The organism is Arthrobacter sp. ISL-65 (assembly GCF_018613795.1).
Taxonomy (GTDB): domain Bacteria; phylum Actinomycetota; class Actinomycetes; order Actinomycetales; family Micrococcaceae; genus Arthrobacter.
This window is the reverse complement of the sequence record NZ_JAGGPN010000033.1, coordinates 20,766-36,691: the sequence shown is the minus strand read 5'-3', so window position 1 is coordinate 36,691 and position 15,926 is coordinate 20,766. Positions and strand designations below refer to the sequence as shown.

The 15,926-nt window shown below is 68.4% G+C and carries 11 protein-coding genes; 6 read left to right on the top strand and 5 right to left on the bottom strand.

Annotated features, from left to right (window positions below; translation table 11 throughout):
- Positions 1-31: 31 nt before the first annotated feature.
- Complete coding sequence (locus tag J7I85_RS13940) at positions 32-1,018, bottom strand: M56 family metallopeptidase (protein ID WP_214852592.1); 987 nt, start codon at positions 1,016-1,018, stop codon at positions 32-34.
- A gap of 6 nt (positions 1,019-1,024) precedes the next feature.
- Positions 1,025-1,411 (bottom strand): BlaI/MecI/CopY family transcriptional regulator, encoded by a 387-nt coding sequence (locus J7I85_RS13935; protein WP_190603345.1) that lies wholly within the window; start codon positions 1,409-1,411, stop codon positions 1,025-1,027.
- 271 nt (positions 1,412-1,682) lie between these two features.
- Between J7I85_RS13935 and J7I85_RS13930 the strand changes: the two genes are divergently transcribed.
- From J7I85_RS13930 to cydD, 3 genes are read left to right on the top strand one after another with little or no spacing between them, the layout of a single operon-like run.
- Complete coding sequence (locus J7I85_RS13930) at positions 1,683-3,284, top strand: cytochrome ubiquinol oxidase subunit I (RefSeq protein WP_214852590.1); 1,602 nt, start codon at positions 1,683-1,685, stop codon at positions 3,282-3,284.
- Positions 3,285-3,302: 18 nt separating this feature from the next.
- A complete protein-coding gene (gene cydB, locus J7I85_RS13925) occupies positions 3,303-4,352 on the top strand; it encodes a cytochrome d ubiquinol oxidase subunit II (protein WP_214852589.1) in 1,050 nt (349 codons plus the stop codon).
- Between the two features lie 6 nt (positions 4,353-4,358).
- The gene (gene cydD / locus J7I85_RS13920) at positions 4,359-7,910 is read left to right on the top strand and encodes a thiol reductant ABC exporter subunit CydD (protein ID WP_214852586.1); all 3,552 of its coding nucleotides are present in this window, start codon (positions 4,359-4,361) and stop codon (positions 7,908-7,910) included.
- On the opposite strand, the gene J7I85_RS13915 is transcribed toward cydD, so the two are convergent.
- Positions 7,907-8,137 carry a zinc-ribbon domain-containing protein gene (locus tag J7I85_RS13915; RefSeq protein WP_214852584.1) on the bottom strand — a complete coding sequence of 77 codons (231 nt, stop codon included), beginning with the start codon at positions 8,135-8,137 and terminating at the stop codon, positions 7,907-7,909. The genes cydD and J7I85_RS13915 overlap by 4 nt on opposite strands.
- 143 nt (positions 8,138-8,280) lie before the next feature.
- Between J7I85_RS13915 and J7I85_RS13910 the strand changes: the two genes are divergently transcribed.
- Positions 8,281-9,333: a GNAT family N-acetyltransferase gene (locus tag J7I85_RS13910; protein WP_214852583.1), complete on the top strand. Its 1,053-nt coding sequence runs from the start codon at positions 8,281-8,283 to the stop codon at positions 9,331-9,333.
- Positions 9,334-9,348: 15 nt separating this feature from the next.
- Here J7I85_RS13910 and J7I85_RS13905 read toward each other — a convergent pair whose 3' ends face one another.
- A complete protein-coding gene (locus tag J7I85_RS13905; RefSeq protein ID WP_214852582.1) occupies positions 9,349-9,867 on the bottom strand; it encodes a DinB family protein in 519 nt (172 codons plus the stop codon).
- Between the two features lie 9 nt (positions 9,868-9,876).
- Positions 9,877-12,393 (bottom strand): DNA topoisomerase (ATP-hydrolyzing) subunit A, encoded by a 2,517-nt coding sequence (locus J7I85_RS13900; protein WP_214852581.1) that lies wholly within the window; start codon positions 12,391-12,393, stop codon positions 9,877-9,879.
- 56 nt (positions 12,394-12,449) lie between these two features.
- Here J7I85_RS13900 and J7I85_RS13895 point away from each other — a divergent pair, with 56 nt between their 5' ends.
- On the top strand, positions 12,450-15,140 hold the full coding sequence (locus J7I85_RS13895; RefSeq protein ID WP_214852580.1) for a bifunctional GNAT family N-acetyltransferase/acetate--CoA ligase family protein: 2,691 nt from the start codon (positions 12,450-12,452) through the stop codon (positions 15,138-15,140).
- Between the two features lie 44 nt (positions 15,141-15,184).
- Positions 15,185-15,925 (top strand): DUF5998 family protein, encoded by a 741-nt coding sequence (locus J7I85_RS13890; RefSeq protein ID WP_214852579.1) that lies wholly within the window; start codon positions 15,185-15,187, stop codon positions 15,923-15,925.
- Position 15,926: the final 1 nt, after the last annotated feature.

Below are 15,926 nucleotides of genomic sequence, written 5' to 3'. Positions count from 1 at the left end.
TCGACGCCCTGGTCCGGCCCGGCAGGCAGGCTCAGCCCAGCAGGCCGGGGACGATCAGCAGGGCGGTGGGCATCGCCAGCAGCAGCGCGCATACGGCAAGTACGGCTGCGCGGAGGCCTCCGGCGAGCGGCGGCCGGGGTGAGAGAAGGCGGCTGACGCGTGACGCCGTCGTGCTCGCCAGCCCGGCACCTCCGGCAACGTCCGGCAACTGCAGGCTTGCCCCGGCCAGATTGGCCGGTTCCACGACGGCGGCCCCCGCGGGCGCTGCTGAACCGCTGGCGACGATGGCTATGGCCTTGATCAGCGTCGCCTTGCTCTCCGTCTTGAGGGCAACGTCGTCCGCCAGCATTTCGATCAGGGAGTTCACGGCTTCCTGGGCAAGGCGTGTGGTGGGCAGCCAGGGCAGTGCCTGGCGCCAGGCGGCGAAGGCCCACAGCAGCAGGTGGTGGCGCTGGGTCAGGTGCGCGTTTTCGTGGATCAGGACGGCACGCAGCTCCGCCGGTTCAAGGGCCGCCATGAGTCCGTCAGAGAGCACCGTGACGGAGCGGGCGCCGCCCGGCAGGCAGTACGCCACCGGGGAATCGTGGTTGATGACCACCGTGCCTGGCCCGTCATCGGACGGCGAGGCCAGGAGGGCCAGCAGCTCGCGGTGCCGCCTGCGCTGGCGCTCAATCTTGTAATAGGTCAGCAGCAGCGTGAAGACGAGGTGTGCTGTCAGCAGCGCCGCCGCGGAGAGCGCGAAGAGATGCCAAAAACCCAGCGCCGTGGTGGGCGCTGCAAACAGCACCATGTCTGCCAGGGCGCGCAGGCCCGCAAGGAGGTTGTCGCCGACGGGTTCGAGGCCGTAAACCAGCATGGCGCCGATCATGGACAGCCCGCCGGCGAGGCCGATGGCCTGCCACAGCACCATGGCCGTAAAGGGGTCGCGCGCCGGCCAGTGGGCACGCGAAAGAAGGATAGGTACCGGCCAGGCCAGTACTATCGCCAGGACCGCCAGAAAATATGAGGTCCAGAACATCAGGTGTTAGCTGTGGCCAAGCAGTTTGCGCAGCGTCTCGGCTTCACTTTCCGTCACCGACCCGATGAACCGGGCCAGCACGGCCTCGCGGTCCGGAGCGGATCCCAGCACTTCGTGCATGAGTTCGGCGGTGTGGTCTTCGCGGCTGGATACAGCCTGGTAGCGGTGCGGCCGGGTGCCGCGTTCGCGTTCCACGAGGCCCTTCTTTTCGAGCCGCGAGAGGACCGTCAGTACGGTGGTGACCGCCAGGTCCTTGCCCTCATGCCCTGCTGCTCCGCCGTGCGCTGCCGTGCTCTGCGCAAGCAGATCCCGCAGCGTGTTGGCCGTGGCTGCTTCGTGGCCCGCCCATAGCAGGTCCATGACTGCGCGTTCGAGTTCCCCAAGACTTGCCATCTGTACATCCTTTGACAACGCACTGCTAAGGGCCGGTTGCCCGGCCCGTGCCGTGATTCCAATACTGCAACTTCAAATCTATCGCGTTTGGCCGTTTGTTTCTACATGAGGTAGAACGTTCGGCGCGTCGCGGGTGATTGCGTTCCTCCGGTGTGCATGCAACCGTGTTTACAGTGTTCGCCCCGTGTTCTACACTCTGTAGAAGTTGAAGTTCTACGTTGCGTAGAAAACAGCGCTGGAGAGCTAAACCCAATCGTAAGTAGGGACCGCCTTGGACGCCTTGGAAATCGCACGCTGGCAATTCGGAATCACTACCGTCTACCACTTCATGATGGTGCCGCTGACAATCGGCCTGGGCCTGGTCGTCGCAGTGATGCAGACCGTCTGGTACCGCACCGGGAACCCGGCCTATCTGCGGATGACCAAGTTCTGGGGAAAGCTCTTCCTCATCAACTTCATCATGGGCGTGGCCACGGGCATCGTCCAGGAGTTCCAGTTCGGCATGGCCTGGAGCGAATACAGCCGGTTCGTGGGTGACGTCTTCGGCGCCCCGCTGGCCCTCGAGGCGCTCCTCGCCTTCTTCGTCGAGTCGACCTTCCTGGGCCTGTGGATCTTCGGCTGGAAGCAGCTGAAGAAGGGCATCCACCTCGCCTGCCTCTGGATCGCCGTGGTGGGCTCCTTCTTCTCCGCGTACTTCATCATCGTGGCCAACAGCTGGATGCAGCACCCCGTCGGCGTCACGATGATTGACGGCCGCCCGGTCATGACCGACGCCTGGGCCGTGTTCACCAACAACACCGCCCTGGTGGCCGTGCCCCACACCCTCTTCGGCGCGCTTGCCGTGGCCGGGGGATTCCTGCTGGGCATCGCTTGGTACCACCTCTGGCGCCGGCGCCGCGACGGCATCGACACCGTCGGGGCGGACGGAAAGGTCATCGCCGGTGAGGCCGCGATCCCGGGCCGCGACCGCACCGACTACACGGTGTGGATCAAGTCCCTGCGGATCGGCGCCGTCGTCGCCATGATCTCCTTTGCCGGAACCGCGCTCACCGGAGACCTGCAAGGCAAGCTGATGTTCGAACAGCAGCCCATGAAGATGGCCGCCGCCGAAGCCGCGTGCCACGACGGTACGGGATTCTCCGTCCTGAGTGTCGGCAACGTCGGCTCCCGCAACTGCGACGACATCGTGGCGCTGATCGAGGTCCCGGGCATCCTGTCCTACCTCGCCAAGGGCGACTTCACCACGGAGGTCAAGGGCGTCAACAGCCTGATCGAGCAGTACAAGGCGGACTACGGCACACACGTGCCGGACAACCCCATCTACGGTGACCGCGCCGGCCAGGAAGTCGAGTACGTGCCGGTCATGGAGGTCACCTACTGGGGCTTCCGGGCCATGATCGGCTTCGGCGGCCTGGCTGCCCTCGCCGCCCTGGTGGCACTCTGGCTGACCCGCAAGGGGACCGTCCCCGAGTCGCGCTGGCTAATGCGGCTGGCCGTGTTCGGCATCCTGGCTCCCTTCGGTGCCAACGCAGCGGGCTGGATCTTCACGGAAATGGGCCGCCAGCCCTTCGTTGTGGCCCCCAACCCCGACCTCAACGGCATCGACCAGGTCTTCATGTTCACGGCCGCGGCTGTTTCGCCAGGGGTTTCCGCTGGCGAAATCCTGACGTCCCTCATTGTCCTCACCCTGATCTACGCAGTGCTCCTCGTGGTGGAGGTGAAACTCCTCGTGAAGTACGTCCGGGGCGGCGTCGCCTCGGCAATGCCCGAACTGGTCCACGCGCCGGTTGACGAGAACGAGGACGCCACACCCCGCGACGGCGGACCGGACAAGCCCGGAACCTCCGACGATGTCCTGGCCTTCGCCTACTAAGACCCGAGGATACAAAGCATGGAACTGCTGCCAACCATCTGGTTCATTGCCATCGCCGTCCTGTGGACCGGCTACCTCTTCCTGGAGGGATTCGATCTTGGGGTTGGGATGCTGATGAAGATCTTTGCCCGCAACAACACCGAACGCCGCGTGCTCCTCAACACCATCGGGCCGGTCTGGGATGGAAACGAAGTCTGGCTTCTCACCGCCGGCGGCGCCACCTTCGCGGCCTTCCCGTTCTGGTACGCCTCCCTGTTCTCCGCCCTGTACCTGCCGCTGCTGCTGGTCCTTGTCGCGCTGATCTTCCGGGCGGTGGCGTTCGAATACCGCGGCAAGGTGGACACCGACCGCTGGCGCAACACCTGGGACTGGGCGATCGCCGCCGGATCCTTCCTGGCCGCCTTCGGCGTGGGTGCCGCCCTGGGGCTGACCACCACCGGACTGCCGCTGGACGCCAACGGCGACCGCGACGGCGGGCCGTTCGCCTGGTTCAGCTGGTACGCGGTGCTGGGGGGCCTGGCAGTGGCTGGCTTTGCCCTGCTGCACGCCTTGGCGTTCCTGGCATTGAAGACCGACGGCGACGTCCGGCACCGCGCGCGGCGGTGGTTTGTGCGGCTGCTTCCCGTCCTGCTCCTCCCGATGGCAGGCTGGGCCATCGGCGTGCAGGTCCTCAGCGGTGAAGCCTGGACGCTGGTTGTCCTCGGGGTGGCGGTGGTTGCCGCGGCCGTGGCATGGGCCCAGGCCCGGAAGGGAAACGAAGGCCGGGCCTTCCTGGCAATCGGCGTGTTCCTGGTGGGCGGCTCCGCCTCCATCTTCGGGGCTGTGTTCCCGGTGGTCCTGCCGTCCACCATTGACCCCGCTTTCAACCTCACCATCGCCAACGCCTCGTCCTCGGACTACACGCTCGGTCTGATGAGCATCGTGGCGTGCGTGGGGCTGCCGCTGGTGATCGCCTACCAGGCGTGGACGTACTGGGTGTTCCGCCGCCGCGTCAGCGCCGCCCACATTCCGGAGGCGCACAGCTTCCTGCCCGCGGTCGCCGCTAAAGCACTCATCAGGAAAGACTGACCCGCATTGAAACCCCAGTTCCCGTCCGGACCCTCCACCCGCCGCGCCCTCTACGGACTGGGCCTGCTGGCTGCTCTAAAGGCCCTGTCCCTGGTGCTCATGGGGCAGGCCGTCGCCGATCTGCTGGCCGGCCTCATGACGCAGGACGCCGCGTGGGCTGGCCAGCTGGGCTGGGGCGCGGCCGGCGTGGTGCTGCGGTCCGTGACGGTCTGGGCGCAGGGCGTCGCCGCGAGGCGCGCCGCCCTGGGCGTCAAGGAGGAGCTGCGCGCGCAACTCCTGGAGACGGCAGTGCGCAACGGCGTCCGGTCCGCAGGCCCTTCCGACGGCGGCCTGGCAGTGCTTGCGACGCGAGGCCTGGATGCGCTGGACAGCTATTACACGCAGTACCTCCCCGCGCTGGTGAACTGTGCGGTCATACCGCTGCTGCTCGGCGCCCGGATCCTTTTCGCCGACTGGGTCAGCGCGGTGGTGATCGTGCTGACGGTGCCCCTGGTTCCCGTGTTCATGGTGCTGATCGGCCGCTACACGGAGGACAAGGTGCGGGATGCCCAGGCCGCCCTGTCCAGGCTGTCCGGGCACATGCTCGAACTCGCCAAGGGACTGCCGGTGCTGGTGGGACTCGGCCGCGCCGCCGCCCAGCGCCGCGCCCTGGAGGACATCTCCGAGGATTACCGGTCGCGGACCATGGGGACCCTGCGGACGGCGTTCCTCTCCGCCCTCGCCCTGGAACTGATCGCCACGATCTCCGTTGCCGTGGTGGCGGTGTTCATCGGCGTCCGGCTCGTCCACGGCGACATGGCGCTGGAGGCCGGGCTGCTTGCCCTCATCCTCGCCCCCGACTGCTATCTTCCGCTCCGTGAGTTGGGGACCGCACACCACGCGAGCGATGACGGCCGGGCCGCCCTTGCTGAAACTACGGCGGTGCTGGAAGCACCGGAGCCCCGGCGGCTCGTGCCCGGTCCGGCCTCGGCAGGGCCGGGCGGTGTGGAGGCCGCCGATGAGGCGGGCCCGGGCAGCCTGAGGGTCCGGGACCTCACGGTCAGCTATCCGGGAAGGCAGGGTCCCGCCGTCGGCCCCCTGAGCTTTTTGGCGCCGGCCGGACTGGTCACCGCGCTGGACGGCCCCAGCGGGGCGGGCAAAAGCACGGTGCTGGGAGTTCTGGCGGGCACGGTCGGAACCGGGTGCGGCACCGCGGTCTCCGGAACTGTTGAAGGATTCACTGCCGGCGACGTGGCCTGGGTGCCGCAGCATCCCGTGATGGTGGCGGACACCGTGCGCGGTGAAGTCCTGCTGTACCTGACGGCCGGGACTGTTACAGCCGGCACCGAAGTAACCAGTGCAGCGGCAGCCGGCGACGAAGCACATGCCGGGGGAGTGCTGCGCTGCCTGGCGGCCGTAGGCGCGGACCATCTGGCGGACAAGCATCCGGCCGAACTGAGCCCGGGCGAGTTGCGCCGCGTGGCCCTTGCCCGCGGGCTGGCCCGCATCGAGGCGGGAGCCACGGTATTGCTCCTGGACGAGCCCACCGCACACCTCGACCGCGAATCGGCCAACCGTGTCCACGACGCGATCCGTTCGCTGCACGGCTGCGCCACCGTCATCCTGGTGGCCCACGACCGCCAGACGAGGGAACTCGCGGACCATATCGTGCCGCTGTCCGGCCGAGGAGCGGCGGCACCTGCAGTGCCCGCTGTTGAAACTACGGCCACTGCCCAGGCTTCGGCCAGCGCCGCCGTTCCCAGTGCGTCGGCCGACGGCAGGGGAGACTCCTGGGCGGAGGCCGGAACCAGGACGGCCGGCGTCCCGGTTGCCGAGGCACAACCCGGCTCCGGTGACGTGGCCGGCATGCTTGCCCGGCTGCTCGCGCCCGTCCGCGGACGGTTCGCGGCCTCCGGACTCGTCGGGGCCCTGGCCGCCCTGTTCGCCGTCGCGCTTTCCGGGCTGTCCGGATGGCTCATCCTGCGCGCCAGTGAGCAGCCGCCCATCATGTACCTCCTGACGGCCATCGTCGGCGTCCGGTTCTTCGGCATCGGCCGCGCCGTTCTGCGTTACTGCGAGCGCCTCCTCCTGCACGAAGCCGTGTTTGCCTCACTGACGAAGCTCCGCGGCGGCCTCTGGGCGTCCCTCAGCCAGCGGGCGCTGTCCCTGCGCCGGCTGCTGCAGGGCGGCAATGTGCTGGGCGCCGTCATCGAGGACGTCGACACCGTCCGGGACCTGCTCCCGCGGGTGGTGCTGCCGCCGGTTACCGCCGTGGCGGTGGCCGCCGCTGCTGCCGGTACGGTGGGCTGGCTGCTTCCTGCGGCCCTGCCGGCAGCGCTCGCCGCCGCCCTGGTAAGCCTTGTGGCCGCCCCGGCCGCGGCGCTGCTCGCCGACCGGATGTCGGCACAAGCCGAACAGCGCCTGCGTTCCGGGGTCCTCCGGCGGGTCGCCGCGGCACTCGACGCCAGGGCAGAACTGCACGCGAACGGCGCGAAGCGGCCGGTTCTGGACGCCATCCGTGCGCTGGACCGGGATGCCACCGGCGCGGCACGGCGTTCGGCCTGGGCTGAAGGCCTGGGCCAGGGCCTTACCGTGGCCGCGTGCGGCGCGGGTGCCCTCTACAGCGCCGTGCTGGCGGCTCCCCAGGTGCTGGCCGGTTCCCTTCCGGCGACCACCGTCGGCGTCGTGGTCCTGCTGCAGTTGGCGCTCGCCGAACCTTTTGGGGCCATGACGACGGCGGTACGGCAGTTTCCGGCATTGCGTGCGGTCCTGCGTCGCATCGGTGAGTCGGGCGTCCTGCAGCCGGGAGAACCCCGCGCGGGTGTGGGCTCTGCGGAAGGCCCGGACGGCGTTGATGGCAAGGACACCGGGCGGCCTTCCCGGCCGGATTCCCGGGAGTTCGCGCAGCCGGGCGTTGAACTGGATGAATTGTCGGCCGCGTGGCCTGGGGGCGGGACTGTCTTCAGTGGTCTGTCCGCCGTGGCTGAGCCCGGCCGCTGGCTGGCGGTGACCGGCCCGTCCGGCGCTGGCAAGTCCACGCTGCTGGCAGTGATGCTGGGCTTTCTCCCTGCCCGGGCAGGCCGCATCGCGGTGACGGGCACCGCGGCGTGGTGCCCGCAGGAGGCGCACCTCTTCGACTCCACGGTCCGCGGGAACCTGCTGCTCGGCAGCCCGGGGCAGCAGTCCGGTGGGAAGCTTGCGGCGGAGGCCGAGCGTTCGATGCGCGAAGCGCTGACGGCGGTTGGGCTGGCGCCCCTGCTGGCGCGGCTGGAAAACGGCCTGGATACCCGCATCGGCCCGGGCGGAGCGTTTCTCAGCGGTGGCGAACGGCAGCGGCTGGCAGTGGCACGCACCCTGATGACACAGGCCGACGTGATCCTCCTGGACGAGCCAACGGCGCACCTCGACGCCGAATCCGGCCGGGCGCTGATTGCGGACCTGCGTGCCGGACTTGCGTCGCGCACCGTGGTGCTGGTGACCCATAACCCGGCCGACATCAGCCCCGGTGATGCGCTCCTGGACCTTCGCCCCGAACACCGGCTCTCCGCCTCCGCGGTGATGGCGTCCGGCCGGGGTTAGCCCACCAGTGCCTGCTTCTGGCGGCCGTTGACCACCGACGTGGCTCCGCAGTTCGAGCAGGTGATCCGGTAGGAGCGGGACGTCGTGAAAACCGGGATAAAGAACAGCGTGAACTTCGTGGCGCGCTCCTCCAGGTGGTGGTGGGCGAACACGCCGCAGTACCGGCAGGATGCCGCCCGGCCGGGGAGCGGCTTCTGGACTGTCTTGAACCCGAAGAGTAGAAGCATGCTGTTCCTTTCAGGGAACGCTGGGGTAATTGTCCCCGCCCGATGATGGCACCAGCCTATGGCTTCCCACGCCGCCGTGTCAGGAGTACCAGGCCGTGTCAGGCTTGCTGGCGCGGCCTCTTCCCGGCGGCTAGCCTGTTCCCATGACGCACACTGATGCCTCTGACCCGACCGCGGACGGCTCAGCTGAGCAGCCCGCCGTCGGCTTTCCGGAACTGCACTGGCGCAGCGCCGTACCCGCGGACCTGGACGCCTGGGCTGCGCTGATCGCCCGGACCGCGGCCGTCGAGCGGCCGGTGTGGTTTGAAAGGCGGGCGGACCTGGAACAGATCATGGAATCCAAAAACAACCCGCTGGGGCCAAACACAGTACTTGGCCTGGACCCCAGCGGCGTCCCGCGGGCCTACGCCCGCCTCACCAAGAACAAGGACGGGGCCAAGGCGCACGGATTCTGTGCCGTCGACCCGCAGTGGCAGCGCCGCGGCGTGGGCTCGGCCCTTCTGGCCTGGCTGGAGGCCCGGACAAGGCAGCGGTTCGCGGAAGATCACAGGGCAGGGCCGGACAGTGCGGCGCCGGACGGCGGAGGGCCGGTGCCACGGCTGCGGCTTTTCATCGAGCAGAAACAGCAGCACCAATGCGTCCTCCTGGAGGAGTCCGGGTATGAGGTGGTCCGCTACTACAACGAGATGCACCGCCCGCTGTCGGCTCCGCTGCCCGATGCACCCCTGGACCACGGGCTGGAACTGGTGCCCATGGAACCCGGGCTGAGCGAAGCCCTGCGGTTGGCGCACAACCAGGTCTTCGCCGACCACTGGGGCAGCGAACCACGGGACGAGGAGTCATGGGGCTTCGTGGTCAACGACCCCCTGGCCCGGCCCGACCTCAGCGCCGTCGTGCTGGAGAGCCGCACGGGTGAGATCGCAGGCTACCAGCTGGCCAGCTATGACCCCGACAACACGGTGGCGCGCGGGTTCAGCGAGGGCTATACGGACCTGCTCGGTGTCCGCCGGGAGTTCCGCGGGCGCGGGATCGCCCAGGCGCTTCTGGCCGACGCCATGCGGCGCTTTGCCGCCGCCGGCCTGGACAAGGCGTCGCTGGACGTGGACTCCGAGAATCCAAGCGGGGCCATGGCGCTGTACCGCAAGATGGGCTATGTCCCGGTCAATACGAGCCTCGCGTGGGACAAGGTCCTTTAGCCGGACTGATTTAGGTCAGCCGTCCACGTCCGCAAGGTGATGGACGACGTCGTGCAGGAAATACTGCCCGAGCGTCAGGACGGTGAACTCCGAGCCGTTGTTGCGCAGGCCGGTCCGGCCCCACTGCCACTCCTGCACCCTGGCGAAGGAAGCCGCAACCTGCTGGCCCTCCGCGGTGAGCTCGGCGCTCACCACGGCCGGGTCCGCATTCGCGTAGTCGCCCTCCACCGCTGTCTGGTCCTGGTCCCAGTTCTTAAACTGGGCATTGTCCTCGGTGAGCATCAGGTTGAGGCGGCGGTCGAAGAGGCTGAACACATCCCTGACGTGGCAGGCGTACTCCAGCGCGGACCAGGTGCTCTCGTCCGGCCGCTCGCTGGCGTCCGGCCGCCGGAGCACGGCCCGCCAGCGCGGCAGCATGTTTTCGACGCTGCCGGGAACTGTTGACGGCGTGACGGTGGACGCGTCGAAGCCGCACTGGCTGCAGGGGCTGGACAGGACCCAGGTCCAGTCCTTTTCATCCGGGACGATAGGCATGGCAGTAGTCTAGGCGGATTCCTGCCAGGCCATGCTCGGACCGATCTCATCCACCGCCTGCGAGAGCGGGATGCCCGAACCGTCGCGCCGGCCGTGCTCCTGGGGCAGCGAGCGGGCTACCCCTGCCGACGACGACGCCTTAGCCGGGCCGTGGCCGGCCCACGCCAGCAGCAGCGTGTCCTCCCCCTTCAGGAACCGGTGCGCCCGGACCCCGGCGGTAGCGCGGCCCTTGACCGGGTATTCGTCAAAGGCCGTCACCTTGGCAGCACCGGGGGCGGTGCCCGGCAGGGCACCTTCCGTGCCGGAAATGGTGACGACGACGGCGGCCTCGTCGCCGGGGGCGACCGCACCGAAGAACACCACCTGGTCGCCCGCGGCAAGCTTGATGCCCGCCATGCCCCCGGCCGTCCTGCCCTGCGGGCGGACGACGGCGGCGCTGAACCGCAGCAGCTGTGCCTGCCGCGTGAGGAACACAAGGTCGGCGTCGTCGGACCCTGCCGGCGCCACTCCCACCACGGTGTCCTTGTCCTTCAGCGTGATCACTTCCCAGTCCTCGCGGTTCAGGGGGTAATCCGGCTGCACCCGCTTCACGACGCCCTGCGCCGTGCCGATCGCCAGCACAACATCAAACGGGGCGAACGCCACGAGCGTCTCACCCTTCAGCAGGGTAATGAAGTCCCTGGCCGGAACACCGCCGGCGAGGTTCGGCAGGCCGGACACCGGCGGGAGGACGGGCATGTCCATCACCTGGATCCGCAGCATGCGCCCCTGCGAGGTGACCGCAGCGATCTCGCCCCGGGCGGAGGTCTTGACCACCGAGCGGAACACATCGTGCCTGGCGCGCGGTCCGGTCTCAGCCAGGCTGTCCTGGTTGGTAGTCCGGGCAATCTGGCCGGAGGCCGTGAGGATCACCCAGCACGGGTCGTCCGCGATCTCGAGGGCCAGGGGAGCGGGCTTGCCCTTGGCCCCGGCCTTTCCCTCGACCGCGGCGGCGCTGGCCACAGTCGGGGAGACGGCCTCGGATTCCAGGAGCACGGTCCGCCGCGGCGTTCCGTACTTCTCCGCTATCTCCGCGAGTTCGCCGGACACCAGGTCCCGCAGCAGCTGATCGGATTCGAGGATGGCCTCCAGCTCGGCGATCTCCCTGCGGAGCTGCTCCTGTTCCTTCTCCAGTTCGATCCGGCTGTACTTGGTCAGCTGGCGGAGGCGGAGCTCAAGGATGTAGTTCGCCTGGATTTCGGAGAGGTCGTAGATGGACATCAGCCGTTCGCGCGCCGCGGAGGCCTCGTCCGAGGACCGGATGATCTGGATGACCTCGTCAATGTCCACGATGGCGATGAGGAGGCCCTCCACCAGGTGGAGGCGGTCCTTCTTCTTGCCAAGCCGGAACACCGTACGGCGCCGCACCACCGAGATGCGGTGGTCCACGTAGACAGTGAGCAGCTGGAGCAGTCCCAGCGTCTGCGGCTGCCCGTCCACCAAAGTGACGTTGTTGATGCCGAAGGAATCCTCCATCGGCGAGTAGCGGTACAGCTGCTGGAGCACGGCGTTGGGGTTGAAACCGTTCTTCAGCTCGATGACCAGCCGCAGGCCGTGCTTGCGGTCGGTCAGGTCCACGACGTCGCTGATGCCCGCCAGCTTCTTGCCGTTGACCGCGTCCTTGATCTTCTCGATCACCTTTTCCGGGCCCACCATGTACGGCAGTTCGGTGACCACGAGGCCGGTCCGGCGGGCCGAGAGCTGCTCCACCTCCACCTTGGCGCGGGTCTTGAAGGAGCCGCGGCCCGTGGCGTAGGCGTCCCGGATGCCGTCCAGGCCCACGATGCGGCCACCGGTGGGCAGGTCGGGGCCGGGGACGAAGCGCATGATGTCTTCCAGCGTGGCGTCCGGGTTGGCGATGAGGTGCCGGGCGGCGGAGATGACTTCCACGAGGTTATGCGGCGCCATGTTCGTGGCCATGCCGACGGCGATGCCGGTGGTGCCGTTCACCAACAGGTTGGGGAACGCTGCCGGGAGGACCTCCGGCTGGGTGAGCTGGTTGTCGTAGTTGGGGACGAAGTCCACAACGTCCTCGTCGAGGTGGTCCGTCATGGTGAGTGCTGCCGCCGCCAGGCGGGCTTCGGTGTACCGCGGTGCCGCGGGGCCGTCGTCGAGCGAGCCGAAGTTTCCATGGCCGTCGATCAGGGGAAGCCGGAGCGAGAAGTCCTGGGCCATGCGAACCATGGCGTCGTAAATGGCGGTGTCGCCGTGCGGGTGGAGCTTGCCCATGACCTCACCCACCACGCGGGCACTCTTGACGTGGCCGCGGTCCGGACGGAGGCCCATGTCGCTCATCATGTAGAGGATGCGCCGCTGGACAGGTTTCAGGCCGTCCCGGGCGTCGGGCAGGGCCCGGGAGTAGATGACCGAGTACGCGTACTCCAGGAAGGAGCCTTCCATCTCGGAAGTCACGTCGATATCAACGATGTTTTCGGTGTAGTCCTGGACTGTTTCCCCTGCTGGGGTGCGTGTTTGGCGGCGTGCCATGGGGCTGGTGGATCCTTTTTGGGGTGCACTTCGGGAGGTTTAGCTAGGCTAAGCCTATGGTGGATCAGCCCGGGGACGGCGAATATCCGGAATATTGGGAGGCCGATGTCGTTCTGAGGGACGGCGGAACAGCGCATTTGCGCCCCATCCATCCCGCCGACGCGGACGCCGTGCAGACCTTCCACACGCGGCAGTCGCAGGACTCCATCTACATGCGGTTCTTCGCCTTCAAGGAGCGGCTCTCCAGCCGCGAGCTCAAGCGTTTCACCGAGGTGGATTACCGGGACCGCGTGGCTTTCGTGATCACCATCGGCGGGGACATCATCGGCATCGGCCGGTACGACCGCCTGGATGACCCCGCGGAGGCCGAGGTGGCCTTCAACATCGCAGACGCGCACCAGGGCCGGGGCATCGGCTCGATCCTGCTGGAGCACCTCGCGGCGGCGGCCCGCGAAAACGGGATCCGCCGGTTCAGCGCCGAGGTCCTGCCCGAGAACCGCAAGATGCTCATGGTCTTCTCCGACGCCGGCTACGACGTCAAACGCCATTTCGACGACGGCGTGGTGAGCCTGGAGTTCAACATCGACCCCACGGACAAATCACGCGCCGTGATGGAAGCCCGGGAGCACCGTGCAGAGGCGAGGAGCGTCCAGGACCTGCTGGCGCCGTCGTCGGTGGCGGTGATTGGTGCGAGCCGCCGGTGGGGAACCGTGGGGTACCAGCTCCTGGAACACATCATCGAAGGTGGCTTTACCGGCCCCGTCTACGCCATCAACCCCGAAGCCTTTGAACTGGCCGGCATGCTGTCCTTCGGCAAGCTCTCCGACGTGCCCGGGCCGGTGCAGCTGGCGATCGTCGCGGTGCCCTACGAGGAAGTCCCCAAGGTGGTGGATGAGTGCGCCGCCGCCGGCGTGAAGGGGGTCCTGGTGGCCTCCGCCGGGTTCACCGAGGACGGGGAGCGGGGCCTCGTACGGCAGCGGGAGCTGGTGCGGCAGGCGCGGGCCAACGGGATGCGGGTCATCGGGCCGGCCTCGCTCGGCATCGTGAACACCAACTCCGCAGTGTCGCTGAACGCGTCCATGGCTCCCAGCCTGGCCCACGGCGGCAGCCTGGGGCTGTTCAGCCAGTCCGCGGCGATCGGGGTGGCGCTGTACGCGGCGTCCAGCCGGCGCCGCGCCGGCATCTCCACCTTCCTGTCGGCCGGAAACCGGGCGGATGTTTCCGGCAACGACATGATGCAGTTCTGGGAGGACGACGCCGGCACCACCGCCGTGGGCCTGTATCTGGAGTCGATCGGCAACCCGCGCAAATTCTCCCGCATCGCCCGGCGGCTGGCGCGGACCAAGCCCGTGATTGTGGCCAAGTCCACCTCCATGGGGCTGCAACTGCCGCCCGGCCATGCCGTGCGCACCACCCAGGCTCCCGCCGATGCGCTGGACTCGATGATGCGCCAGTCCGGCGTGATCCGGGTGGAGACCATCGAAGAGCTCATGGACGTGGCGCAGATCGTGTCCGCCCAACCGCTCCCCAAGGGAGCCGGCGTCGCGGTGTTCAGCAACTCCGGGGCGCTGGGGAAAGTAGTGGCGGACAGCGCCGAGTCCCACGGCCTGGGCGTGGAGGAGCTCGTGACGGAGCTGGATCTGGACGCGGGCATGTCCCGTGCCCTTCCCGCCCTGCGGGACCGGCTCCGGGAAGTCCTGGCCAAGGAGGCGGTCCACGCCGCCGTGGTTGCCTTCCTTCCGGCCCGCGGACTGACCGTCGAGAAGATTGCCGGGGCGCTCGCAGAATCCTCCGCCGTGGCCGGAAAGCCGGTGGTGGCGGCGTTCACCGGCATCCTCGATCCGTCCGTGTACGTGGAAGGCATGGTGGGGGAGGGCTCCGGCGCGGCACCGGTGCCGTGCTACTCGAACCCCGGGGCGGCGGTGGCCGCCCTCTCCGCCGTCGTGCGGTACGCCGAATGGGCGGAACGGGACCAGGGCCTCTTTGTGGATCCTGACAGGTGCGATCCTGATGCCGCGCACGCCGACCTCGAAAACCTGCTCGCCGATGTCCGCGGCGAGCAACTCAAGAAACTCAGTCCCGACGACGCGGCCCGCCTGCTGGCGCATTACGGGATCAGGGTCATGCCCTCGGAAGGCTTCGAAACGGACGATGAAGCCGTGGAGGCGGCCGGCAGGCTGGGCTGGCCGGTGGCACTGAAGACCACCGATCCGACGCTGCGCCACCGGCTGGACCTGGGCGGGGTGCGGCTGGATATCCAGGACGCGGACTCCCTCCGCGTGAATATCCTTCAGATGCGCCGGGCGCTTGAGCCCTACGGTTCGGCGTCGCTGGAGGTCCAGTCCATGGCCCCGGTGGGCCAGGCCTGCACCCTGCGCGCCATCGAGGATCCCCTGTTGGGGCCCGTAGTGTCCTTCGGCCTGGCCGGCGACGCCGTGAACCTGTTGGACGACTGGGCGCACCGGGCACCGCCGCTGTCCGCTGGGGACCTGCGTGACCTGATCCGAAGCCCGCGCGCGTCCCGGAAGCTGTTCGGCTACCAGGGCCTGCCCGCCGTGGACGTTTCCGCCTTGGAGGACGTGGCCGCCAGGCTGGCACGGCTCAAGGACGCGCACCCTGAGATAGCCCTCGTCGAGTTCAACCCGGTCCTGGCCACGCCACAGGGGGCGTTCATCCTTGCCGCCGACGTGCGGATCGGCAACGCCGCGCAGCGCACCGACAGCGCGCGGCGGGCAATGCGCAGCTAGCTGCCGGGTTAGCATGTGCCACACCGATCTGTGAAAATGGGGAAATGAGCTCCCAGCCTCCCACTTCGAAGCCTCAAGCGCCCGACCACAGCCCGCAGGCTTTCCACCACAGCTCACACAACCACAGCGTGCAGGGCCAGAGCCTCGATGGCGCCCTGCAGCAGGCCGGCTTTTACCCGCTGCTGGTGGCCGACGTGGTGGATGACGCCCTGGACGGCCGGGACTGCCTTGCACACCTGGTCCACCTCGAGACGCATTTTGACCGCGCAGAGGTCCGCCGGCACATCACCGTCCTGGTCCTCACTGAGGACATGCTGGTGATCACGCACGTGGACGACCAGCAGCTCGACGAGGCGGGCGAGCAGATCGTGGCACAGATTTCCACGGAGTCTGTCCCGGTGGCGCAGATCCGTTCCGTGGTCCTGAGCTACATGTACGCCCAGCCGCAGGACTACAAGCCTTCCGACCCCGTCCGCGAGGTCACCCTGTCCATCGCCTGGTCCGGCGGCCAGCGCCTGGACATGGGGCCGGCGAGCTGCGGGGACCCGCAGTGCGAGGCCGACCACGGCTACAGCGGCACCATCGCCCAGGAGGACATCGTCCTGCGCATCAGCGCCGAGGCGGACGGCCTGCAGGCGGTCCAGGATGCCAAGCTCTTTGCCCGTGCCCTGCGCGCGGTGAACACCGGATCCGCCAACCCGGTCCGGCATGCGCCGTCGGCCACCCACCCGCGTCCCCGCATGGGCGTTTTTGCCAACCGGCTCAGCCGCGGGCACAAGCGCTGAG